The sequence below is a fragment of the Commensalibacter melissae genome (assembly GCF_003691365.1).
GTDB classification, from domain to species: domain Bacteria; phylum Pseudomonadota; class Alphaproteobacteria; order Acetobacterales; family Acetobacteraceae; genus Commensalibacter; species Commensalibacter melissae.
Window position 1 is genome coordinate 1445244 of record NZ_CP033087.1, and the last position, 25226, is coordinate 1470469.

Annotated in this window: 26 protein-coding genes and 1 pseudogene; 11 read left to right on the plus strand and 16 right to left on the minus strand. The window is 37.5% G+C overall.

The features are described from left to right. Positions 1–130: 130 nt before the first annotated feature. The 5 genes from infC to fzlA form a co-directional block, all read right to left on the minus strand. Complete coding sequence (infC, locus tag D9V35_RS06535) at positions 131–652, minus strand: translation initiation factor IF-3 (protein ID WP_110438321.1); 522 nt, start codon at positions 650–652, stop codon at positions 131–133. Between the two features lie 174 nt (positions 653–826). Beyond that, positions 827–2794, minus strand: a complete 1968-nt coding sequence (gene thrS / locus D9V35_RS06540) for a threonine--tRNA ligase (protein WP_122123845.1) — start codon at positions 2792–2794, stop codon at positions 827–829. 42 nt (positions 2795–2836) lie between these two features. Further along, entirely contained in the window at positions 2837–3751 is a 915-nt protein-coding gene (locus D9V35_RS06545; protein ID WP_231504011.1) for a glycosyltransferase family 9 protein, read from the minus strand. Further along, positions 3741–4913 (minus strand): glycosyltransferase family 4 protein, encoded by a 1173-nt coding sequence (locus D9V35_RS06550; protein WP_122123846.1) that lies wholly within the window; start codon positions 4911–4913, stop codon positions 3741–3743. Before D9V35_RS06550 ends, D9V35_RS06545 begins: the two co-directional genes overlap by 11 nt. 16 nt (positions 4914–4929) lie before the next feature. Further along, positions 4930–5598: an FtsZ-binding protein FzlA gene (gene fzlA, locus D9V35_RS06555; RefSeq protein WP_110438325.1), complete on the minus strand. Its 669-nt coding sequence runs from the start codon at positions 5596–5598 to the stop codon at positions 4930–4932. Between the two features lie 263 nt (positions 5599–5861). Between fzlA and minC the strand changes: the two genes are divergently transcribed. The 3 genes from minC (at position 5862) to minE (ending at position 7748) form a co-directional block, all read left to right on the plus strand. Next, complete coding sequence (gene minC / locus D9V35_RS06560) at positions 5862–6569, plus strand: septum site-determining protein MinC (RefSeq protein WP_110438612.1); 708 nt, start codon at positions 5862–5864, stop codon at positions 6567–6569. Between the two features lie 91 nt (positions 6570–6660). Beyond that, a complete protein-coding gene (minD, locus tag D9V35_RS06565; protein WP_110438326.1) occupies positions 6661–7473 on the plus strand; it encodes a septum site-determining protein MinD in 813 nt (270 codons plus the stop codon). Further along, entirely contained in the window at positions 7473–7748 is a 276-nt protein-coding gene (gene minE, locus D9V35_RS06570) for a cell division topological specificity factor MinE (RefSeq protein ID WP_122124292.1), read from the plus strand. The genes minD and minE overlap by 1 nt, the downstream gene beginning before the upstream one ends. 84 nt (positions 7749–7832) lie before the next feature. On the opposite strand, the gene D9V35_RS06575 is transcribed toward minE, so the two are convergent. The 6 genes from D9V35_RS06575 to D9V35_RS06600 all read right to left on the minus strand — a co-directional run bounded on the left by D9V35_RS06575 (position 7833) and on the right by D9V35_RS06600 (position 14301). Next, entirely contained in the window at positions 7833–9530 is a 1698-nt protein-coding gene (locus D9V35_RS06575) for an alpha-keto acid decarboxylase family protein (protein ID WP_122123847.1), read from the minus strand. Between the two features lie 115 nt (positions 9531–9645). Next, positions 9646–10080, minus strand: a complete 435-nt coding sequence (locus D9V35_RS06580) for a SufE family protein (RefSeq protein ID WP_110438614.1) — start codon at positions 10078–10080, stop codon at positions 9646–9648. A gap of 39 nt (positions 10081–10119) precedes the next feature. Beyond that, positions 10120–11442 (minus strand): ATP-dependent protease ATPase subunit HslU, encoded by a 1323-nt coding sequence (gene hslU / locus D9V35_RS06585; RefSeq protein WP_122123848.1) that lies wholly within the window; start codon positions 11440–11442, stop codon positions 10120–10122. 3 nt (positions 11443–11445) lie between these two features. Beyond that, positions 11446–12027 (minus strand): ATP-dependent protease subunit HslV, encoded by a 582-nt coding sequence (gene hslV / locus D9V35_RS06590; RefSeq protein WP_122123849.1) that lies wholly within the window; start codon positions 12025–12027, stop codon positions 11446–11448. Between the two features lie 51 nt (positions 12028–12078). Next, the gene (locus D9V35_RS06595; RefSeq protein ID WP_122123850.1) at positions 12079–12474 is read right to left on the minus strand and encodes a response regulator; all 396 of its coding nucleotides are present in this window, start codon (positions 12472–12474) and stop codon (positions 12079–12081) included. Positions 12475–12729: 255 nt separating this feature from the next. Next, a complete protein-coding gene (locus D9V35_RS06600) occupies positions 12730–14301 on the minus strand; it encodes an ATP-binding response regulator (RefSeq protein WP_122123851.1) in 1572 nt (523 codons plus the stop codon). A gap of 259 nt (positions 14302–14560) precedes the next feature. On the opposite strand from D9V35_RS06600, the gene D9V35_RS06605 reads away from it, so the two are divergent. Genes D9V35_RS06605 through D9V35_RS06625 form a run of 5 tightly spaced genes read left to right on the plus strand, consistent with a single transcriptional unit; the run spans position 14561 to position 17952 of the window. Beyond that, positions 14561–14986 carry a hypothetical protein gene (locus tag D9V35_RS06605; RefSeq protein WP_122123852.1) on the plus strand — a complete coding sequence of 142 codons (426 nt, stop codon included), beginning with the start codon at positions 14561–14563 and terminating at the stop codon, positions 14984–14986. Between the two features lie 34 nt (positions 14987–15020). After that, entirely contained in the window at positions 15021–15692 is a 672-nt protein-coding gene (locus D9V35_RS06610; RefSeq protein ID WP_122123853.1) for a cell division ATP-binding protein FtsE, read from the plus strand. Next, positions 15673–16623, plus strand: coding sequence for a cell division protein FtsX (locus D9V35_RS06615; protein ID WP_162988602.1), 951 nt, complete (start codon positions 15673–15675; stop codon positions 16621–16623). Before D9V35_RS06610 ends, D9V35_RS06615 begins: the two co-directional genes overlap by 20 nt. Position 16624: 1 nt before the next feature. Further along, positions 16625–17239 (plus strand): YdcF family protein, encoded by a 615-nt coding sequence (locus D9V35_RS06620; RefSeq protein ID WP_122123855.1) that lies wholly within the window; start codon positions 16625–16627, stop codon positions 17237–17239. A gap of 17 nt (positions 17240–17256) precedes the next feature. Beyond that, positions 17257–17952 carry a lysophospholipid acyltransferase family protein gene (locus tag D9V35_RS06625; RefSeq protein ID WP_240993353.1) on the plus strand — a complete coding sequence of 232 codons (696 nt, stop codon included), beginning with the start codon at positions 17257–17259 and terminating at the stop codon, positions 17950–17952. Between the two features lie 324 nt (positions 17953–18276). On the opposite strand, the gene gloB is transcribed toward D9V35_RS06625, so the two are convergent. Next, complete coding sequence (gene gloB / locus D9V35_RS06630) at positions 18277–19002, minus strand: hydroxyacylglutathione hydrolase (RefSeq protein WP_122123856.1); 726 nt, start codon at positions 19000–19002, stop codon at positions 18277–18279. Between the two features lie 62 nt (positions 19003–19064). On the opposite strand from gloB, the gene D9V35_RS06635 reads away from it, so the two are divergent. Genes D9V35_RS06635 through pssA form a run of 3 tightly spaced genes read left to right on the plus strand, consistent with a single transcriptional unit; the run spans position 19065 to position 21380 of the window. Next, positions 19065–19814 carry a hypothetical protein gene (locus D9V35_RS06635; protein ID WP_122123857.1) on the plus strand — a complete coding sequence of 250 codons (750 nt, stop codon included), beginning with the start codon at positions 19065–19067 and terminating at the stop codon, positions 19812–19814. A 32-nt stretch (positions 19815–19846) separates the two neighbouring features. Further along, positions 19847–20527 (plus strand): phosphatidylserine decarboxylase, encoded by a 681-nt coding sequence (locus D9V35_RS06640; RefSeq protein ID WP_255415893.1) that lies wholly within the window; start codon positions 19847–19849, stop codon positions 20525–20527. A 28-nt stretch (positions 20528–20555) separates the two neighbouring features. Further along, positions 20556–21380, plus strand: a complete 825-nt coding sequence (gene pssA, locus D9V35_RS06645; protein WP_110438616.1) for a CDP-diacylglycerol--serine O-phosphatidyltransferase — start codon at positions 20556–20558, stop codon at positions 21378–21380. Positions 21381–21456: 76 nt separating this feature from the next. Here pssA and D9V35_RS06650 read toward each other — a convergent pair. The 4 genes and pseudogenes from D9V35_RS06650 to D9V35_RS06665 form a co-directional block, all read right to left on the minus strand. Further along, positions 21457–21846, minus strand: a pseudogene (locus tag D9V35_RS06650) (NADH-quinone oxidoreductase subunit B family protein); the annotation flags it as partial. Between the two features lie 11 nt (positions 21847–21857). Continuing rightward, entirely contained in the window at positions 21858–23390 is a 1533-nt protein-coding gene (locus D9V35_RS06655; protein WP_122123859.1) for an NADH-quinone oxidoreductase subunit D-related protein, read from the minus strand. A 13-nt stretch (positions 23391–23403) separates the two neighbouring features. After that, the gene (locus tag D9V35_RS06660; RefSeq protein ID WP_122123860.1) at positions 23404–24702 is read right to left on the minus strand and encodes a hypothetical protein; all 1299 of its coding nucleotides are present in this window, start codon (positions 24700–24702) and stop codon (positions 23404–23406) included. Continuing rightward, positions 24686–25219 (minus strand): hypothetical protein, encoded by a 534-nt coding sequence (locus D9V35_RS06665; protein ID WP_162988603.1) that lies wholly within the window; start codon positions 25217–25219, stop codon positions 24686–24688. The genes D9V35_RS06660 and D9V35_RS06665 overlap by 17 nt, the downstream gene beginning before the upstream one ends. Positions 25220–25226 lie beyond the last annotated feature (7 nt).

Here is a 25226-nt window from a genome sequence, read left to right on the forward strand (position 1 = left end):
ATCCTTTTAGTTAACTTAAATTTACTATTTCTTGAATAAAATTATAATTTTTCAAAAATAAATATCATTATAAAAAAAGGTATGTAAATTTTACATACCTTTATTGAACTTCATTTAATATTTTATCACATCAACGGGCTACTAAAACCATAATCATTTGACGATTTTCGATCTTGGAAGTTTGTTCTGGCTTTGCAACATCTTCCATATCAACACGGAATCGATCCAACAGTTGAACACCCAGTTCTTGATGGGCCATTTCACGTCCACGGAAACGTAACGTGATTTTGACCTTGTCACCACCAGCAATAAAACGCTTTGCCGCGTTTAGTTTTACCTGATAGTCATTTTCATCAATATTAGGTCTTACCTTGATTTCCTTAATATCAATGACTTTTTGTTTTTTACGTGCCTCATTCTTTTTTTTCTGCTGTTCATATTTGAACTTGCCGTAATCAACAATTTTCGCAACTGGCGGATCAGCATTTGGACTGACTTCCAATAAATTCAGTCCAACAGCATAAGCCATTTTCAAAGCTTCACGTGTTGGCACAATACCTAACATTTCACCATCAGCACCAACCAGGCGAACCTGTGCAGCACGGATCTCATCATCAACCAAAGGCCCTTCACGATTAGTCGCAGGGGTTATCGATGTTTTTACTATGGTTAAGCTCCTTCTATAAAAAAATCATTGAAAGGGGATTACTTACTTAAAAATTAGAAATTGAACTTATCAAAAAAATCAATCTTGTAAATAACCCATTTCCTAGATTTAATAATAAACAACTTCTTAAAATACTATAATAGATTTTAAAAAAACTATCTAGTCTTCACAATAAAATTTAGCCTTTCGCTGCGCAAAGGGAACACGCCCTTTATCTGGCGGTGATGCCTCTCGAGACAGTTGATCCATGGCTTCATTCAAAGCCATGATCTCTTGTGATTTTCCACCCAATCGACGTACCGCCAAATGACGTTCTTCCGCCTCCTTGCGCCCAATAACCAAAATGACAGGAACATGTTGCAGACTATGTTCACGAATCTTTGCATTGATCTTTTCGTTTCTATCATCCAATTCCACACGAATTCCCTGGGCTTTCAGCAGGGCAACGACTTCTCGGGCATAATTCTCCACATCATTTACAATCGTTGCCACAACTACTTGGACAGGTGCCAGCCACAAAGGGAAATGACCTGCATATTGTTCTATCAAAATACCAATAAACCGTTCAAATGATCCTAAAATTGCCCGATGAAGCATAACTGGGCGATGTCTTGCGCTATCTTCTCCAATATAAGCCGTCTTAAGCCGTTCTGGCAGAACATAGTCAACTTGCAACGTGCCACATTGCCAATCCCTTCCTATCGCATCACGTAAAACAAATTCCAGTTTGGGACCATAAAAAGCGCCTTCCCCTTTATTAAGCTCAAATTCTACACCAACCTGTTTACAGGCTTCCTTCAAGCTATTTTCAGCACGATCCCAAATCGCATCATCTCCCGCTCTTTTTTCTGGACGATCAGAAAATTTGATGCGAAAACTCTCGAAACCAAGATCTTTGTATACTTCTGATAACATTTGGACAAACAAGGCTGTTTCAGAAGTAATTTGATCTTCTGTACAAAAAATATGCGCATCATCCTGAACAAATGACCGAACACGCATAATCCCATGTAGTGCTCCTGAAGGTTCGTAACGGTGACAGGCTCCAAATTCCGCCATCCGAAGGGGAAGCTCACGATAGGAACGCAATGTATGATTGAATATTTGGATATGACATGGACAGTTCATGGGTTTCAAAGCGTAAATGCGATCTTCATCCTCAACGGAAGCAATAAACATATTTTCCTTGAATTTGTCCCAATGCCCTGATGCCTCCCATAATGAACGGTCAACAAGTTGGGGGGTTCGCACCTCCTCATATCCATAACGACGTTGGACACGCTGCATATAAGCCTGTAATTCGCTATAAATTTGCCATCCTTTGGGATGCCAGAATACGGAACCTACGGCTTCATCCTGCAGATGGAAAAGATCCATCTCTTTTCCAATCCGTCTGTGATCGCGTTTTGTCGCCTCTTCCAATTGCGTCAGATAGGCATCAAGCTCTTTTTGATCACGCCATGCCGTTCCATATATACGTGACAGCATGGCATTTTTTGAATCCCCACGCCAATATGCACCAGCAACCTTCATCAGTTTAAAAGCTTTACCGACATCCCCGGTCGTTCTTAAATGCGGTCCACGGCAAAGGTCAAGCCACTCCCCCTGTCTATAAACTGTGATCGTTTCTGTTTCTGGCAAATCCTGAATGAGCTGGGCTTTATAATGCTCCCCATTGGTTTCAAAATATTCAATTGCTTTCTGCCGAGGCAGAACCTCTCTGACAAAAGGTTCATTACGCGCAATAATCTCATGCATTTTCTGTTCAATTTTACCAAGATCCTCTGGCTTGAAAGGTTCTTCACGGGCAAAATCATAATAAAAACCGTCCTCAATAGCTGGACCAATAGTAACCTGGGTTCCCGGATATAGTTCCTGTACTGCCTGGGCAAGTACATGGGCAGCATCATGACGGATTAACTCTAACGCCGCCGCATCTTTTTTTGTAATGAATTTTACTGACGAATCTTCATATATTTCAGTTAATAAATCGACTAATTTTCCATTCAGCTCCATTGCTAAAGCTGCACGAGCCAAACCTGCCCCAATAGATTGTGCAATACTTAAACCCGTAACCGATCCTTCATATTCACGAACAGATCCATCAGGCAAGGTAATAGATGGCATACTTAAAACTCCAGAACGCTATAATAAACCTAATAATAAACTTTAATGAACCCAGTTCAATTCTTGTGCAACCTTTTTTACGGAAAGATTTCTTAAATCCGCCTCATACAATATTTTGACATGTTTTCCACGTGGTGCGGTCAGCGCAGGATTACTTGATGATGAAAACAAAACAACAGAACACCCCCCCACCAATGCGGCAATATGCATTGGTCCTGTATCATTTCCGAGCGAAAATTGTGCATTTTTCATTAAGTGCCCCAACTGAAACAAACTTGTTTTACCAATCAAGTTCATTGCCTTCGGACATAATTGCAAAATCTGTCGGGAAATCTCTTTCTCTTCTTTTCCTCCAGCAATTATAGGGATCAACCCTTTTTCAAGACATATATTCGCAATCTCACCATAATACTGAATAGGCCATCTTTTCTCCATACGTCGTGCCGAGCAACCAGGAACTAACACAACATAGGGTCGATCCATGGAAAAATCAATCATTTCGGATAAAAACCAGGATAAATCAAGCTCGGGATAATCAGTTATACCAACCTTGCTTAACTGATCTTTCTGGCGATCAAATGTATGCAAGCGATTACGCTCCTCATTGTCATGTCTATGCGATGCTGTTTTTGCAATCGCCGATCCTTGTCTCTGTCCTGTAAACCTAAAGTAACGTGTCGATCGATGAGAAGTTTGTAAATCAAAGATATAATCATATCCCCGTAGTTTTTTCACTAGCCTAATCAATCCCGCAATATTGAACCAGGAAGGTTTATCATCAACAATAACACGATCAAACCAAGGTGATCTTTTGGCCAGATCAACAAATGGTGCAGATGTTAACAAGGTGATCTCTGCATTGGGATAATACTGACGAATGGCCGCAAACGGGTAAAAACTTTGGATAAAATCCCCCAAAGCACCCAAACGTATAATCAAGATTCTTTTAACTGACATCATTGATCTTTAATTTGTTTTCAGCAGGTAATATCTCGTTATAAACAGAAAGGGTTTTGCATTGCATCTGTTGTAAAGTATATTTTTTTTGAACCGCCTCCCGGGCAAGCCGACCGATCCAATTTAAATCTGCATCTGTTTTTTCCATCAACTGATCCAAAACAAATACCAAATTATTAACACTGCCGGGTTTAAAAAGGTAACCTGTAACATTTTCTTCAACTGTTTCTGCCGCCCCACCATGATTGGCAACAACCACAGGTTTCTCCATAGCCTGGGCCTCAATTACGACACGTCCAAAAGGTTCAGGTTTAAGGGAAGGTACTACAACGATATTTGCCAGTGCATAGACCGCAGGCATATCCTGGCTATTTCCCACAAAATAAATCGAATTTTTTATTTTTAGATAATCGGCTAAGGCAAGCAACTCTTTTAAAAAATGATCTTTTTCTTTGGCGGGACCGACAAAAATGCAGATCCAGTTCGGATGATTGAATTTTAATTCAGCAAAAGCCTGCAATAATAATTTATGTCCCTTCCACTCCGTAATTCTTCCCGGCAATAACAGGATCTTTTGCTCTTCAGAAATTCCCCAACTCTGTGCCAATGAACTTATTCGGTTACCTAACGGCAAACTCGGATCAAAAATAGTTAGATCAACCCCGCGTGGAATGATACATAGTTTTTGCTGGTTGACATGATATTCTTGTTGTAAATGATTAGCAATATAATGACTGATCGCTATCACCTTTTCCCCTTTGGTCATTACCTGGTTGTACCAACGTTTTCCGAACCATTTGGCCTGAAAAACTCCGTGCCAAGTTGTAACAAAACGGATATGACATTTTTTTGCTGCCAACCATGCAGACCATGCCGGCGCTCTTGAACGTGCATGAACAATATCCACTTTATAATACTGGATAATCTTAATTAACGCATAATGATTTTTCCAGATTATCCAAGGATTTTTTGAGCTTAGCGGTAAATGAATGTAAATTGCCCCAATTTTTTCGAGATAATGCTGCCATATTCCATCTTCACTGGCTACAATTGCAATGCCACCCGCCTGTATGATTGCCTTTGCCATATCAACAGTTCCCCGCTCTACCCCACCTGTACCCAATGCTGGTAGAACTTGCAATATGACTGGTTTATTTTCCATTCCGACTAAAATTTCATTAAAAATCTAAATCGGCATAATATTTGGGAGGGACTACACCACTTACCCGATCATTTAACAAGGCACGAAAACTGGGGCGGGATTTTATCCGAACATACCAATCCTTTACCATTGGATATTTATCCCAGTTAATATCACCAATATAATCCAAGCTAGAAAGATGGGCTGCAGCAGCAAAATCAGCAATTGACAAATTATTTCCTGCCAGCCAAACCCTGTTTTCAGCTAGATAAGCAATATAATCAAGATGAAATTTTATATTCTGGTAGCCTTCTCTCAATGCTTGAGCATTGGGATTGCTATTTCCAAAAAGACGTTTGAACATTTTCTCAAACAGTAAATTTCGAGTGATTTCTCGATTGAATTTGTCATCAAACCAGGCAACCAATCGTCGCACCTCCACTCTTTCCGCTAAAGTGCGACCCATTAATAACGTGTCAGGATAGGCTTCTTCCAAATATTCGCTGATCGCATAGGAATCACAAATAGCCAGACCCGTTTCTTCTACCAGGACAGGAACGGTACCAGCAGGATTCATCGACAGGAATTCATCCCGTTTTTTCCATACAGCTTCGGTCATCAATTCAAAAGATAATCGTTTTTCTGCCATTATCAATCGAATTTTACGACTGAAAGGACAAAGGGGAAGATGATACAATATTCGCATAAAGCCTTGCCATTATTCCACAAAATCTCTTTAGTGTAACATAATATGTTTTTTTACTGAAAATATTTTAAAATCAGTTTATCACTACAGTTTAATCATATAGCTTAACTTTTAATCAATTATAAAGGCTTAAATTCATCTTTTAAAAAATTACAAGATATTTATTTTTTCATATATTATTATTTTATTTTTCAACTTTATCAAAACGTAATAATTTAGACGTCATTAATTTATTGATCTGTCAAACAGGAAATACACTCGTGGTGCATCATTCTTCGCATTCACTGCCCCCCTTACGGATCCGAGGCCGTTCGTTTTTGGCACTGGTTCTTTCACCAAAAGCCCCTCTTGTAAATTGGTTACAAAGCCTGGACGAACAAATTAAACGTTCTTCACAATTTTTCTATGGCAAACCTGTTATTCTCAATCTTGAACTCTTGACAGGCGATGAAGAAGGATTGGAAAAACTTTATCATGAACTTTTAGGCAGAAATATTCAGATTATCAGTATGGAAGGATTGCCATCCAATCCTTCTGCATTAAAGGACTGGCCTAGAAATTTCATTCTTACAGGAGGAAAGAATATCGACAATTTAAATCCCCCGATCGATTCTCCAGCTAAAAATCAATCCGTTCCTTGCTATATTACTGATGATCCCGTTCGATCAGGACAAAGCATTTTTTTTCCGGAAGGGGATATAATTGTTGTTAATTCTGTTGCATCGGGAGCGGAAATTAGCGCCGGTGGATCCATTCATGTTTACGGCGCCCTGCGGGGACGCGCTATTGCCGGTATAAGTGGACAACCCAATGCCAGAATATTCACCAGTCATATGGCAGCAGAACTATTGGCTATTGACGGATATTACATGACAGCAGAAGAAATTCCAGAGGCTTTTAACAATAAATCTGCACAGGTTTTTTTAAAAGAGAATGTTATTACTGTAACTAATCTAACAAAAACAAGGTAAATAAAATTATATTCTGATATTTTTAGTGTTTTATTTGCCGTAAAATGATATTTTTAACATATTGAAAATGGATTATCATAAAGGAACAAGTATGTCGAAGGTAATCGTTATTACCTCAGGTAAAGGCGGGGTTGGTAAAACGACAACAACCGCAGCGATTGGAGCGGCCCTCGCCCAGACAGGACAAAAGGTTGTCGTCATTGATTTTGATGTCGGTTTAAGAAATCTTGACCTTGTAATGGGATCAGAAAGACGTGTGGTGTTTGATTTTATCAATGTAATACAAGGTGAAGCCACGCTTTCTCAAGCATTGATTAAAGATAAACGTATCGAAACCCTTTTCATTCTGGCCGCTTCCCAAACACGGGACAAAGACGCCTTGACTGAAGAGGGTGTCAAAAAGGTTATTGAGGAATTAAAAGAGAAGTTTGACTGGATAATTTGTGACAGTCCGGCCGGAATTGAACGCGGTGCTAAAATGGCCATGCATTTTGCTGATGAGGCCATTGTCATTACCAATCCCGAAGTATCCTCGGTTCGTGACAGTGATCGTATCATAGGCATCCTTGACAGTACAACTGATAAAGCCCAAAAAGGTGAAAAAATTAACAAACACCTGTTAATTACACGTTATGCAACAAACAGGGCAGCCCATGGCGACATGCTTAACACAGATGATATACTTGATATCCTTTCCATTCCCTTGATTGGTATCATTCCTGAAAGTGAGGAAATTCTCAAGGCTTCAAATATAGGTACTCCGATAACACTTTCTGCACCCAACTCTGCTCCTGCCCGTGCCTATGTAGATGCAGTTAAACGCTTGCAAGGAGAAAAAATAGACATTACCATTCCGACTGACAAAAAAGGGTTTTTTGACTGGTTGTTAAAGAGGAATAGATGATGAGTTTTTTATTTTCAAATTTCTTTAATAAAAAAAGTTCAGCGCCCGTTGCCAAGGATCGTTTACAGATCCTGCTGGCTCATGAACGTTCTTCTACCAGCAATCAAAATGATTCAGATTTATTGCAAAAATTACAAAAAGAAATTATGGCGGTTATCCAAAAGCATATCTCCATTGATCAAGAAAAAATTCAGGTCAAAATTGATCAAGGATCTGCCTGTTCTACATTGGCTATTGATATTGAGGTTCCCCAACAACGTCAAAAAAAATTTTGATTCAAACTTGATAATATCGATAGACTTTTTTTATGTATTTGAGGAGCTTGTTATTGATCTATAATAAAACTCCTCAACATTTATTTAGAAATGAACTTTTTTATCAAGCTCTTTCAAACCTCTTTTTCCATAATTGAAGGATGCAATACGGTCTGCTGAATCCTGAACTTTTTTGGGTATGTCAAAAGGATCAATCATAATTTCAACAATACGCGGTACTAAAGTATCATTTTCCAGTTCTTCCAGGCTTGTTTCCAATTCATCCTCAGTTCTGACTTGATAGTATGAATAGGGTTTATTATCACTCAAAGCATCAAATAGTTTATGATAGTTCCATTCAGGAATATCATTAAACGAGGAATATAACCCCATAATGCTGCGTTCGATTGTATAACCTTTATTATTCACCAAAAAAATGATTGGATTAAGATCATGCGCAAAAAAAGCTGATACTTCCTGCGCTGTTAATTGGAATGACCCATCCCCGACAAATAATATTTGGCGCCGTTTAGGTGCTGCCATTAATGAACCAAACAAGGCAGGCAATGAATACCCGATTGATAACCACAAAGGCTGATTAATGATGGTAATTCCGGCAGGAAGAGCCAATCCCCTGACACCTCTCATCGAGGTGCCTGCATCCGTAACAATGACATCATTTTCCTGAATGAAATGATCCATTTTTGTCCAAAAACGATTGAGGATTAATGCCTTGCCCTTTTCAACTGTCCATGAATGTTTTTTATTTTTATGAATGGAAGAGAATAAATTTGACTGTCGGGACAAGTCATTTTTTATCAGGCTTTTCAAAAGGTCTACAGCACAGACATCCTCAAACACTTTTTTACCAACGATAGTGCTGAAGGGCATGATATTGATCATATTTTCTGGAATATTCTGCGTAAAATACCCAGAATTACTGTCTGTAAATTTTACGTTAATTCCTATTAAGCAATCAGAATTTTCAATGATATCTAAAACGGATCTGACAGAAGCCCCGCCATTATATTCACCAACCCATTGCAATAAACCCTGATCCAAAATTGCCTGTGCCGCTGATTGGGTGGCAAATGGAATATTCAATTTTTCGATAAGTTCTTGCGTAAGTTCTCTAAGTCCAAATCGATCTATGGCATTACCCAGCAGCATAGCCGGGCGTTCAGCATGTCGCAGACGTTCTTTAATGCCATGCAAAAGATTTGAAAGTTGTAAGGAATCACTCATTTGTAATGAACAGACCAGTTTGTCATCAGGGACATCAATCTCGAAAAACGTTATATCCGATGGGATTTGAATATAAACAGGTCTTTTTTCCCGTTTGCAAACTTTCAATACACGATCAATTTCCCCCACTGCATTTTGTGGCGTAAGGCGCGCCTGAGCGACAGTATAGGAGCGGTAACAATTCATGACATCTTCATAATTACCCTCCGCTGTGGTATGATGCAAAAAGGATCTTTGATTTATACTGTGTAAAGGTGGCGCTCCAGAAAGACAAACCATTGGCACGTATTCGGCATATGCTCCTGCAACACCATTAAGGGCACTCAGGTCACCAACACCATATGTTGTTAGTATTGCAGAAATTCCATTTAAACGTGCATAACCATCCGCAGTATAGGCCGCGTTCAACTCATTACGATTTCCAACAAATTTTATATCTTTTCTTTTTTCTGCCTGCATCAAAAATTGAAGATTATAATCCCCAGGCACACCAAAAATTGTGTTGATCCCAATTTGAGATAATCTATCCAATAAGAAATCCCCAATTGTTTTTTTCATATATTATCTCCTAATTTTACAATGTATTTCTTAAAATAGTCTTAAATTTAGAGACTGTTATCTCAATTGAAGAATCTCAAATTATACGAAATAAATATTTCAAAAAAAATTAACACTATCGTGAGGCAATATGCTGTATGGCTTTAACCATCGACATAACCCCATTACTTCGATTTGCTGACAACGCCCCTGCAAGTCCCAGATCCTTAACAAATTCAGGATCGATTTTCAAAATTTCCTCTGCTGTTCTTCCAGAATAAATCCTTAGTAACAAAGCGATCAGACCTTTAACTATCACGGCATCAGACGATCCAGCAAAATAATATTTATTTCCTTCCCGGGAGTAATTTAACCAAACCTGACTTTGACAACCAACCACACGAAATTTATCATTTTGCCATTCAACAGGAAAAGCAGGCAAATTATTTCCAAGTTCAATCAAATAACGATATCGCTGCGTCCAATCATCAAAAAGATCAAACTCATCCCTAATGGCATCAATCGCCTCTACCGCGCTTTGTTCTTCGGGTAAAATAAAAGAACCTGAAATTGACATAGATAAATCTCGTACAGCCAGACAAATTACAAATTAAAGAATAAAACGACTTAAATCACTTTTACTCGCCAAGGAAGCAACTTTTTCCGTTACATCCTTTGCCGTTATCTGAATCTCCTCACCTGAACGTTCAGAAGCTGTAAAAGAAACTTCTTCGAGAAGCTTTTCCATAACGGTTGCCAGACGACGCGCACCGATATTCTCAACTCTTTCATTAATATCCGTTGCCAATTGGGCAATTGAATCAATTGCATCATCCGTAAACTGTAACTTGACTTTTTCCGTTTCCATCAAAGCGATATACTGTTTTAAAAGTGACTGTTCGGGTTCTGTTAAAATCCGACGCATATCTTCACAGGTTAAAGCCGATAATTCAACACGAATCGGTAGACGCCCCTGTAGTTCCGGCAATAAGTCAGAAGGTTTAGCCAAATGAAAAGCACCAGAGGCAATAAAAAGTATATGATCGGTTTTAACCAGACCATATTTTGTTGAGACAGTCGTTCCCTCTATTAATGGCAGTAAGTCACGCTGTACCCCTTCACGGGAAATATCGGCACCACCACGCCCACCACTTCCTTCATAAGAACGGGCACAAACCTTGTCAATTTCATCCAGAAAGACAATTCCATGATTTTGTGCACGCTGTATAGCTTCTTGCACAAGCGCATCATTATCCAGAAGCTTATCAGATTCTTCACGAATTAATGCCTCCCGGGCTTTTGCAACCGTCATACGGCGTGATTTTTCAGAACGGTTCATGAACCCTTTCATCATATCGGTAAAATTGATAATCTGGGCCGATGGCATCCCCGGTATATCCATTTGATTAACAGGAGAGGATATATCCGCCACTTTGATATCTATTTCCTTGTCCTCTAAATCTCCATTAACCAGCATCTGCAGGAATTTATTACGTGTTTCTGCTGTCGCTCCATCTCCCACCAACGCCGTTACTATTCTTTGATTTGCGGCATCTTTTGCCTTTTCAACGACATTGCGACGTTTTACATCACGCAACATGACCAAAGATGCTTCAACCAAATCGCGAATAATGCTTTCCACATCACGACCGACATAACCGACTTCGGTAAACTTAGTTGCCTCAACTTTTAAAAATGGAGCTTGTGACAAACGGGCTAATCGACGAGCAATTTCCGTCTTACCACAACCCGTTGGTCCAATCATCAAAATATTCTTAGGAACGATTTCTTCCCGCATCCGGTCAGGTAACTGAGCTCTTCTCCATCGATTGCGCAAAGCGATAGATACAGCCTTTTTTGCTTCATGTTGACCAACAATATAACGATCAAGTTCTGCAACAATTTTTTTCGGAGTATAGGTCGGGATTTGCATATATTATTTACTTTCTGAGTTCAAGGTCTCTACAACAAGGGAGTGATTGGTATAAATACAAATATCCCCAGCAATTTTCATGGCTCGACGTGCGATTTCTTCCGATGTTAGTCCATCAACAGTCAAAAGCGCCCTTGCGGCCGCCAGAGCATAATTACCACCGGAACCAATGGCTACCACCCCGTCTTCTGGTTCCAGTACATCACCATTACCTGTTAACGTGTATGAATGAACATGATCAGCCACAAGCAGCATTGCCTCAAGTCTTCTTAAGTAACGATCCGTTCGCCAATCCTGAGCCAACTCGACACAAGCCCTTTCCAACTGATTGGGATAACGCTCCAATTTCTTTTCCAAACGTTCCAGCAAGGTAAAAGCATCCGCTGTCGCCCCTGCAAAACCAGCCAATATAGAACCGTTTTGTCCTATTCTCCTGACTTTCCTCGCATTACCTTTTACAACTGTATTACCCAGTGTTACCTGGCCATCACCTGCTATTGTCACCTGCTTTCCGTAACGGACACATAAAATAGTCGTACCATGCCACTGAATAGGATCATACGTAGATAAAGTGTTATTTTGCATATCTAGGGTTAACCTTACATAAAATTATATGATAATAATTATCCGAACTGGTTAAGAAATCAATTCTTCTATACGCTTTGTCAATACCCCAAGGGAAAAAGGTTTGGTTAACAATTGTATTTTATTGTCAAGAGTCATGGTATTGATACCATGTGCATAACCAGTAATAAATAATATCGATAAATTCGGCCAGATCTTACGCGCAAATTCAGCAAGTTTGTTTCCATTTACTCCTGGCAACCCGATGTCGGTTAATAGTAAATCGACATGCATATGATTACAATCCAAATCTTGTAATAATGCCATTGCCTTTGTGCCATCTTCAGCGGCAATTACCTCAAACTGCATTTCATCCAGCAATTCCACCAATAATGGGCGTAAAATGGAGTCATCCTCAGCAACCAAAATTATTTTTTTTGTTTTTTGTTTTTGTGCTTCAATCAACATTTCCTTATGCCTTTACGTCAAAAGGAAAAATATAGTGTTCAGACTCTATAATCATTTTAAAACTATATATTCACTTCGTTATCTATATTATCATTTAAAAAAAATATTAAAAAGCAATTAAAGAATAAAAATATGCATCTACGTTTTATATAAAAATCATATTAGATTGGTGACATAATATAATATTAATTTTTGATTTCTATTTAATTAATTTATATTAATATTCAAATATGTTGATGGAAATTTATTAAATATCTATCTTTCCATTTCACTATATATGGGTAAATATATACTTATATTTGTTCCTGCTCCCAATTGACTTTGCACATTAACCTGTCCCCCCGACTGTTGTGCAAATCCATAAACCATTGCCATTCCCAGTCCTGTTCCCAACCCCATTTTTTTTGTTGTGAAAAAAGGTTCAAAAATATGAGCAATGGTTTCGGCACTCATTCCCTCGCCTTCATCCTGAATGATGGTGACTGCATAAGAACCCGGATTTAAATGAAGCCGTTTGCCTTCATCCGGACTAATATCTTTCTTATCCAAAATGATAGTTATTACACCTCCATTTTTCATGGCATCTACTGAATTGATACACAAATTCATGACAGCCAATTCAAATTGTGATGGATCTGTCTTAACCGTCAAAATACCCGATATATTATTTTTAAATTCAAGATGAATTCTATTTGATTGGTTGGCTTCAATCTGTTCTTTGAACCTTCTTTCATAACGCATCTGAAGAGTTTGGGACAATAGATCAAAATTTTTATGAATAATCTTGGTGAGATCCACTTCCTGCAAAGATAATTTCTTTCTTCTGCTGAAACTCAAGAGTCGCTCTGTCAATGTGCTACCCTTTTTTGCCGCCTCCAAGGCATTGTTCTGTAACTGCTTAATTGTATCCATGATTTCAGAATTACCCGAAACCTCCAACAGCTCTTCGGATAACTCCAACGAGCCGATCATTGTTGTCAACAGGTTGTTGAAATCATGAGCAATTCCCCCAGCCATTGTACCAAGGGCCTTCAATTTTTCCGACTGCCGCAACTGCATTTCCAATTCTTTTTGTTTAGTGATATCCAGCTCCATCAGTACAGAAGGATGCGTAATTTCACCCTTTGCTCTATCCAGCAATAAACGGGTAATCATAAACCATTGTGACGATTGTTTGGAATTATTCGAGGGAACCTCCAATATCTCCACAAAGCGCTCCTCCTTTTTCAAACGCTGGTTAAATCTTGACAATTCTTGCGACGTAAAGGACGGTTCAGTTTCCTCTTCGGTTTTTCCAAGGCATTGGGCAATGGTCAATCCACGTCGATTGGCCGCCAACTGGTTTATACGAGTGAAACGACCCTCTTCATCTTTGAAAGCAAGGCCATAGGGCAGATTATCCAACAACCCTTTTAACAATAAACGTTCATGCATTAGTTTTCTTTGAAATTCTGATCTTTTAACGGCCCGTTTTACAATTTCCTTTACCATGAAAGGATCCAGCGGTTTTGGAATAAAAAACGATATTCCCCCTTCATTCAACGCCTTGATCAGAATATCCGTTCGGCTTTTTGGTCCCAAAAGAATACGTGTAGCAACAATAAGATTACGAACACGGGCAAAAAAAATATTTCCGAACATGCAGGGCATGAAATTATTATAGATAATGGTGGAAAAATGAGCCCCCTTTTTAATCATATCCAAGGCATGATAGGAAGATTCTGTAAGATATAAAGAGTAATCCTGACCCAGAATTTGTTTGAATTCCTTTAAAATCCTGGAATCATTATCAATGATTAATATCGAAGGCTGCGTATTGTTACCCATACCCAATTCTCTAAAAAGTATTTATTGATATATATGGTTTGCCTAGATCAATAATTAAACAGAATCTACAAAAATACCATTCCACTTATTTTTCTCAGAATATCTGATATGGCAAGTAAATTCACTGAAAATTAATATGTTTCGGTTCATTAATTATTTTAATTCAAAAAATTAAAGATTTATATAAAGAGTTTTATTATAAGATTTATATCAATATGCTACAGTGTATCTTCTTTTTATTCAGTTTAAGGATAGTTTCGTGAATAAATTTTTCTCTAATAATACACGATCAGAAGAACGGCTAGGCCACATCAGCCAAGAATATACCGATTCAAGAAATTCATCCAAAGTATCCAATCCATTTTTAAATATTCTCTGGTTCGCTTGTCATTTCTGCTTTTACTTGATCCAGCAAGTCACCGAAATTTTCGCCCCGTTATTCTTGGTTATTGGTATCATATGGAAATTATTGCCTGCCATCACTTCTTCATTAATAGCAGTTATCTCCTCATCAGATCCTCAAACAGGTGAGCTTGTGAAACATGGAGGCAACCTGATTCCCCATTCAATTATGATTGCAGGACATAGTTTAACTGCAGGAAAATTAATTTTCGATGGCGTTTTACTTATTATGTTAACCGCATTATGTGCAACCGTAACTGTTTATTTGGGACGTAAATTATAATCCATTTCCTTATCTGCCATGAAACCTTTCTGCAATGATTCAACTTGACAAGGTAAGCCTTTATTACAGACAAGACTGTCCGATTTTATCAAATGTCACACTCCATATTCCCCAAGGCAGTTTTTGCTGGTTAACAGGACCATCAGGAATTGGAAAATCAACCTTGCTCCAGATGTTCCATCTTGAAATAATGCCTAATGCTGGGCAATTACAAATTTTGGAAACAAACATACATAAAAACCGTCGTTCAACTATTTGCCACTTAAAACAAAGAATAGGCATCATTTATCAAGATTTTAAACTTATTCCCAATTTAAGCATTTATAATAACATCGCTCTACCCCTTCGACTGCAGAATACGGATGAATCCATAGTAAGTCGTTGGACAAATCGAATTCTTCAATGGATGAATTTGCAAAATAAGGCTGAACTATACCCTCGAACCCTCTCTGGAGGGGAGCAACAACGCGTTGCAATTGCCCGAGCTGTCATTCACAGACCTGATATTTTGTTGGCTGATGAACCCACCAATGCGCTGGATGAGGAACAGGTATTACGTTTAATGGATCTTTTTTTTGATCTTAATGATTTGGGGTGCACAATCATTATCGCCACCCATAATGATAATCTCATCCATCAATTCCCTGCCCCTAGACTAAAATTAAATAATGGACAAATACGAATTGATGATGCTGTTAAAACATAAAACCACTGATGGATTGAAAGTCAATCTGGCTTTACCCGGGCAATTTTTAATTCCCCTTGTTGCTGCAATGACCTTTTTGGCCACCCTGATGATTGCGGGAACCTATGCTGGTCAAAATCTTGCAAATCGTTGGAATACAGGGGCAGCGTCCACAATAATTCTACAAATTCCCCAAAATAACCTCCAGATTTCGTCTCAAAATACAAAACAAGAGAACTCCGACAATAATGCATCAATCCAGCAAATTATCACCCTTCTCTCGACCTCCAGGGAACTTGTCTCTTTTCACAAACTTGATGATAATGAAATAAATGAATTATTAGCTCCTTGGCTGCATGAAGATTTTGACAATCTTGCCCTTGCCATTCCCGCAATCATCGAATTACATTTAAAAAATAATACAAAAATTTCAGGCCAGCTTGAAACTTCCTTACGCAAAATCGAACCCAATATCGTTATTGAACAAAGTAACTTCTGGAGTCAACGCTTAAATGTTCTTGCAAATAGTTTGCAAACCTGTGCATTCCTTGCTTTTCTTACCGTGATTTTTGTCGCAGCCATTGTAATAGCCATCGCCACCCGAACTGGTTTGATACAATGTAAACAAACAATCGAAATACTTCATAATCTAGGCGCGTCAGACCACTATATATCCATACGTTTTGCACGAAGAAATGCATTTCTTTCCCTTATCGGAGGTGGCATCGGCTTAATTTTCTCAATTCCCTTATTGTTTTTTTTAACCTATCTGAGTCTGCCCTTCAGCAGTAATCCAAACTGGGAAACAGTTTATCAGGGGTGGTTTAGCATTTTAACCTTGTTACCATTCAATCTATTGATTTTAATTATCATTTTACCTTTATGCAATTATTTTATAGGCTGGATTTCAACAACACTCATTGTTTATTATTGGTTAAGACATTTGACATAAAATGAAAAAAAAAATCTCTCAGAATTTTTTGATCAAGATTATTGGAATCATCATTTTTTTATGGTTAAGTGGTTTTGTTGTTTTTATATATGATTTGTTAAATTTCTCATCTATCCCCCCTTTAACGGACGGTATCGTCGTATTGACCGGTGGAACCGGAAGAATCCATACAGCCATTAGATTTCTTGAAAAAGATTGTTCTCAATATCTGCTTATATCTGGAGTTGGCGCAACAACAACCCTGCAAGATTTAAAGAATTCAATTACGAATTTTCCTGCAATTTCATGTCAAGACCATATTTTACTGGGACATAATGCAACGTCCACCATGGGTAATGCCATTGAAACAGCGGCATGGGTTCATTATTACCATTTGCAATCCCTGACGGTAATAACTTCAAATTATCATATGCGTCGAGCCATTCTTGAACTTAGAAACCTTCTATACGATATTCCTCTTTATCCCTTCTCGATCAACACCATCAATAAGGACAATGTTTTAAAAATATCTTCTATTCGATTATTATTTATTGAATACAATAAACTACTTATGGCCTATATAGGATTAATTCACACGACAAAACCAAAGCATGATTTAATCAATATTAAACATTAGCGGATTTCATGACCTTTATGACTTTTATTCGATCACTACTTTTCTCAATATATTTTTTTACCCTAACCCTGTTCATGGGTCTTTTTGCTTTTTATATCCGTTATTTTGCAAAAAAACATGCCTTGGCCTATGCACAATTATGGACTGAGCTTTCAATCAAGGGTCTTACAAAAATCTGTAAAATAGAGATTGATATAAAAGGCAATGAATTCTTACCCAATGACTCATCTTTTATAATAGCGTCTCAGCATCAATCCGCCTTTGATACCCTGATATGGATGAATCTTTTACCGCGTCCTGCCTATATAATGAAAAAAGAGTTGATACATCTTCCACTTGTCGGGCCAATGCTTCTCTTATCCGGAATGATTCCCCTTGACCGTCAAGGAGGTGCAAGGGCTTTGAAAAATCTTGTCATGAATTGTAAAAACGCTATAAAAGATCAACGACAAATTATTATCTTTCCTGAGGGTACACGTTCACAATATGGAAAAAAAGTTAAACTGCAAACCGGTGTTGCAGCTATTGCAAGTCAACTTGACCTTAAAATTGTTCCAGTTAGCACTAATTCAGGGTTACATTGGGGGCGCCACTCTTTCTTAAAAAAACCTGGAACAATTTATATTAATTTGCATCCAGTCATTACAGACCTGTCAAATCGCAAGAAAGTGTTATTTGCCATAGAAAAAAGCTGGGATGATAATATCATGTAACATTTTTTATGAATTGTGGATAAGTTAGTGGATCTATTTATTGAAAATAAAATAACTTAAAAAAAAAGAACACAACGAAAAGATAATAATTTGCGCCTACAAGCCATTCTTTACGATTCCTTTTCAATTTAACACATGCTTTGACAAAATGTGGATAATTTACCGATAATTAATAATTCTCCATAATTATTATCGCAAAATTAAATCTTGTTAAATCATGCTTGCTTACTTAATATCCACACATTAAAAATTGAAATCATTAATTCATAAATTATCCATCATTAATTTTAGCTAAATTGATGAAATCATTCCTTTTTAAACCTATCAAAATTGATCTTTTGCCTTACGTAAGCGTGCAAACTCCTCAACGGTCAAGGCCATCAAAAAAGGATTGGTTCTCTTTTCAATTGCCAGCATGACGGGCAAGGATGGTTTATTTTCCGAACGCAATTGCTGCACTTGCTTCAAACGATTTAACAAATCTTCATTGTTTGAATCCACTGTCAGGGCAAAACGACCATTATCTTCTGTATATTCATGAGCGGCATAGACCATAATTTCATCAGGCAGGGACTTTATCCGTTTGAAACTTTGAAACATCTGTTCTGGACTACCTTCGAATAAACGACCACAACCAAGGCTAAATAGAGTATCTCCTGTAAAAATTATACCTAAATCATATGAATAATAACAAACAGATCCCAGAGTATGACCTGGCGTATTTATAACTTCAAAAAAACCGAAACCCAGGTCGATCTGTTCATGATCCTGTACATAATCCGTAGCATCCACAATACTGTTTCTTTCTTTAACAGGCGCATATATCTGACAATTAAATTTGTCTTTCAATTGGCGAATGCCCCCTGTATGATCTGAATGATGATGCGTGACAAGTACCGATTGCAAATTCAGTTTTTTATCTTTTATAGTATTAAAAACGGGAGTAAAATTACCAGGATCGACAATAGCTGCATTTCTGGTTTTTTTATCATATAATAGCCACGCATAATTGGTTTCATAAAAAGGAATAGGCTTAATAAGAACAGACATTCTCTTTCTTTATTTCAATATTTTATTCTTGTATAACAAAATGATTCTTCTGGAAATCAATAATGAATCCTAAGGCTAATTCTAGTATTATACCAAATAATACTCAACCAGGATCAGTAATCTATCTTACTGATAAGTTTCTGCACCTGTGGCCAGATCTACGAGGGCTTTCTTTACTCACCCTTGGTACTATTCCTCAAGATTTCATTCTACAATCTTCACCCCATAATCATATTCAGGGTAATCTTGCAGAGAACCTAAATGAATTATCCAATTTAGAAAATTTTCCATCAGTAAAAACATGTTATTTTACATACAATCGTTTTCCTTTCGCAAAATGCAGTTTTGACCGAATCATTTTTTATCCATTCTTTCCGATCGGCATCTATAACATTCATAAAACTTTAAGGTCTTGTTGGGAAATTTTAAAAGATGATGGCAAAATTTTGCTTTTACTTCCTAATAAATTAAAATGGTGGGGAGTATTTAATTTATCTAATTTTTTTGAGTATCAAAAAAAAAGCTTTTACATTTATCAATTAAGAAAAATATTAAAAGAACATATGTTTCAACTTGTTTATTATGAAAAAATTATTTATTTTCCATCTAAAATAATGAATTCCTTTTCCCTATATGGAAATAAGCTGTTAGAATTTTTAGGTCATTTTTTCATTCCCTTTGGAGGAGAATACCATCTAATTGAAATCCGAAAAAATCTCTATGCCCCGATTACAATCTTTTCCGCTTCAAAAAAAAGAATTTTAAATCAAAAATTACCGAAACCCAACTGGAATCGCAAAAGAAAATTGTAAAAATAACAAACGACCATCCCCTAAGGAATTCCCTGATGTCTATTTTACATTCAATCCGAACAAATATTAGTAAACCGCACAAAGCTGGATATCCTTTTCTCTGCATCTCTGCTTTGATAAGTTTTATTGGCTATCGCATTCATGCTCGGATCGGACATTTAATTGGTCTTATAGGAAGCTTATTTTTTGGGTTTTGCTGGTATTTTTTTCGTAATCCCAAGCGAATTGTCCCCCATAAAAATGATATTCTTGTTTCCCCAGCAGATGGAACCGTTTCAGCCATAAACTATATTCCCCCTCCTGTTGATTTAGGTTTGGATGACAAACCGGTCTGGCGCATTTCTATTTTTCTTTCCATTTTCAACGTCCACTTACAACGCATCCCTGTCGCTGGAAAAATTACCGCACGATCATATATCAAGGGAAAATTTTTTAACGCTTCACTGGATAAAGCATCAGAACATAATGAACGCAACGCAATTTGCATAACTTTACTAGATGGAAAAAAGGTGGTTGTTGTTCAGATTGCCGGATTGATTGCCAGAAGAATTGTATGTAATGCCGATATAAATCAACAATTTAATATGGGTGATATTTATGGGTTGATCCGATTTGGCTCCAGAGTGGATCTTTACCTGCCCGATGGGTGTCAACCCTGTGTTGAGGTTGGGCAAACCATGATCGGCGGCGAAACGATTGTTGCAAAATTATAAACGCTCTTTTAACCCAGAACATAAATTAATGTTACGACAAAAAATTCGTCCCCGTGTCAAGGGAATTTCCTTTAATCGAATTATTCCAAACTTATTGACAATTCTTGGATTGTGTGCCGGTCTGATCAGTATTCGCAGTGCAATTCATGGAAGGTTCAATGAGGCTGTTATCGCCATATTAATTGCTGCCTGTTTTGACGGGTTGGATGGGCGAATTGCCCGTTTATTACGTGGTACAAGTCGATTTGGTGCAGAATTGGACAGCCTTGTCGATTTTTTGTCCTTCGGGGTTGCTCCAAGTCTTGTCTTATACTTATGGTCCCTTAAAAATGGAGGGGATTATTCTTTTATTCCCTGTGCAATATTTACGGTATGCATGGCTTTACGTCTGGCACGGTTTAATGCCGCACTTGATGATAACAAACCTCAATATGCCAGCAATTTTTTTACGGGTGTCCCTGCCCCGGCAGGTGCTGGAATAGTTTTATTTCCTGTTTTTCTTGGCTTGGAAAGCAAGCATTATCAAATTGATTTTCTTAATTCCATCGCCCATTCCGAAATCCTGACAATTACAATTTTAGTCATAACATCTTTTTTGCTGATTTCTACCTTACCGATCTGGTCATTCAAAAATTTTAAAATTCCCACACCTTACGTCATGCCTATATTTTTAAGCACCTGCATCTTCGCAACTATTCTGGTAGCAGATCCTTGGGGAACCTTGGCTTTAAGCGGGATTTTATATCTGAGTCTAATTCCATTGAGTTATCGCAGTTACCATCGTCTAAAAGCTGATGCCCAGACAATTCTTGTGAAGACGAAAAAGGGGGAGGACTTTTTGAATAAAAATTAGAAGACGTATTCCGTTTCAATTTCATTAAACAATCCATAATTGTGGAAGGTAAAGGCGGACATCCTTCAATTTGCAAAATACATTCCTCGTCACCAACATTTTCACCCAAGATCGCATAATTACTTGCAAAAATATGTCGGTTAATTGCACATGATCCAATTGTTACAATCGCTTTTGATTTAGAAATCAATTTCCAGCTTTTTTCAATATAAGGAAGCATAGCACGAGTAATCAGCCCTGATATTAACAACAAGTCTGCATCAGCAGGATGTCCAACAAATTTTATCCCCGTATCTTTTATATCATATGCGGTCCCGTTTAAGGCCTGCAGTTCAAACGTGCATCCATTACAGTCTCCGCATCCAATATGAAATACATGTATATCCTGTTTTTTTTGACCGGCAAATTTTTGAACAGGTTTTATTTTTCCAGTTAATGAATCGATTAACGATTTAATAAAAACCACTAGTTTTCCTTTTATAGATCTACGCCTGTTACCAAATGACCAAATGACGCCTTTATCAATACATGATTATCAAAATGTTCATTTTTTAATACATCTTGCAAGACATAGGCCTGATTGGCACCAGGATCACGTATAAATACGTCTTTTATAACCCCCGCTTCTAGTCTCACATAATACCATAAATCCCCTTGTACCCCTTCACAAACACCAACCCCTTCCCCATTTAATTTTTCAATAATAATTTCTTGAGAGGATTTGAACGCTTCCTCATTATTTTCTTCCCTTAGAAGTATATCAATTATATTTAACGATGTTTTTATCTCAACAAACCATGCCTGCATACGTGCATCAACATCCCCTTTTGTAAAATTCGGAGGTGGCAGCCATTCCAATCGGTATTCAGACATATACCGACGCAAATCCACATCCCGTCCGGAAGCCCGCCCAACAATTCCACCTATATTGAAATCAATCGCTTTTTTTAGAGATAAAATTCCCATATTTTGAAGATAGTCACCCAGGCCAGGCAAGGTTATAGCCAAATTAAATGCCTGATCAATCAAATATTTAATTTTTTTAGGAAAATGTCTTTTTTTATCATTTTCTTGCCCTAAAAAAACAGCACCAGGAAAAACACAATCCATTAACCAGCGATGCCCAAAATAATGTATATTCCAACGCATAAGGAGTTCACGCGCCAGATCACACCGGCTGGCAACCAACTCTACTTCTAACACGCGAAATAAACGTGTTAAATAAAGCAGATAGGCTGCAATTCTGGATAATTCAGAATATAAGATACGTTTTCTCAAAACAGGCAAGGAAGGGACAAAATTTGCAATATCTTCAATCGCATGAGAAAAGGCAATCTGATGCGCAACGGAATCAAGTGCGTTAATACGGCTTATTAAAGGTAATATTTCCAAACTATTTCTATTATACAGATTGGATAGAATTCCTCTATGCGTATATCCGTACACTGATTCAGCTCGGATAATCCGCTCACCCATATTAAGAAAACGCCACAGCACAGGCAATTTTTCTGTCGCATTGGAGGGATCAATAACCGTTATCTCCCCTCCATTATTCAGTAAATGAGAGACAGATGGATTTTCTTGTCTTTCTGGAGGCCATAAGACAGGCCCTGGTTTTTCTGACAATGGCCAGCAATTATTCCATAAACCCCGATCCAACCACGGGCGTAAATCAACAGCATTCATTGCTTCCTTACCCCATAACTCCCAGATCATTCTTTCATATATAATGGCAGCGGGTCTTACAGAAGACAAGGCCAGATAACGGTTCATTGATGCGGAAATACGAACGCCAATGGGCTTGTATCCATTCTCAAGAAATAAGACAAAAACAGTATCCTCCTTACACCACATTGTTAGGAACATAAGCCGATCAGTTTTTAATGCCGCAAGCATCTCCGCCCATTCTTGTTCATCAAGAGAAACGAAAAACCTACTATCTGTTTGATGGCTTTTAAGACAATCTATTAATTTTAGGGAACGCTGAACAAATGTTTTTTTTTCAACCATTTTTCAGAAACAATCACTTTTGTATAAACTGCATTGCAATTTGAAATAGCCAATATTTGGCAATGATAGGAATAACCAAAGAGGGTAAAAAAATCAGGCTCAATAAACATCCACCCTCTTTTGTAAAAATATTTCGAGAAAATAATTGAATATTATTTTTTTTAAACAGAAAAAAGCCTCTTACAAAAAACAATAAAAACAAGCATGATCCCAACCAGGGAAACTGTGCAAACAAACTCGCAATCAAAATGGCACATGCAAAAAATATGCCAAATGGCGGAAATGCAGATATGGCAATGATAAACCAACCTCTAGAATCCACAGCAAAAGGACTTTTTCGAAGAATATACCCTAACGGTGCATAAATAACCAGAACAGTTATGAAAAGGCAAAAACCATATAAACCCTGAAATCCATTGGAAAAAACACCAGCCAATGCTGCCAAAATAGTGATCAAAAACGGGGAATACAAAAAAGGATCATCATTTTCTTTTATAAGAATAATAATGAAACTGATCAACCCTAATATCATGAGAAATGATTGAGGGTTTTGATAAGATGAGATTTGAAATAATCTTATGAATAAGGAGAGAAAAGCAACTGGGATGATAAAAAAGACAATACTGCCAATTAAAGTGGGCAAATGATTGACAAAACGTAGAAAAGTAATGAATACGGGAAACAACCCGATCATTTGAACAATACTAAACGCCAGGATAAAACTGCCAAAACGGGGTAACAAGGGATAGGTTTGTCCAACAGATAACTCAAGAATGAAAACACCCATCAAAGCCATTATCATAAAAAAAAGCATATAGCGGAAGTATTCCCAGGCCGCCTGTATCTGTTCTCCCCCACCATGAATAAAACAAGCCAAAAAAGACAGGAAAATCATGCTATGCAAACAAATCTGCGCTATAAAAAAATTATTAATAGCTACAGCCATCATGGCGGTACAGATAATTAATTGATAGAGGCCGAGACTATAGGATAATTTTTTTTGCTTTCCAGATGAACTTAATTGGCCAGGAACCATGAATTTCAAAACTATTGATGCAATAATGCTACCTATAGCGATCATAACCCTTAAAAAACTTGTTAACTCGTCATGTTTCCAAATAACGGAAAGATAAAAATCATCATGAATAAATGCCGATGCAACCGTAATAAAAAAAAGGATTATTGTTACAATAAAATGACATCGGATTTTTGCACGCTGATGATGACAGGCATAAATTCCTATGATTCCTGCCACGGGCCAGAGAACACAACTCCAATACAAAATTTTTGCTAAATCACCATTTCCGAACACAGTCAACCTGTCCAAAACGTTGCATGATAAAAATAGAAGCTAGCAAAAACACAACATAAAAAGCAAAAAGAGTAAAAAATGCATAGAATTGACTATTCAATCCCACGACAAGGGTTAAAGCATTCAATACACATAGCATACCAGCAATTTGTCCTCCGATTGCTTGACTGCTCATGCTATAAAATACCCCAACCAAAATTATAGATAAAACTATTCCATATTCCAAGCGGAACAATGAAGGCGGCAATACATGGACAACAAGGGAAACAGCAAGAATGGTCAAGAATAATCCTGTAAATAAGGTTTTCAAAGTATGCTGGAAATATTGTCCTTTCAAAATGACCGTAAAAAAAATTGTCGCAGTGAAAAGCATAAAAAAACTCAATAACGTAATTTTACTGTTAAGTGCATTCTGCCAACCAGATAAAAGACAGCATCCCGTCAGTATAGAATGAATAACTGCCTGTAACGAAGACGAGGAAATACCGCTTATCGTAATCAGTAATAGCAGACTCATAAAAAAG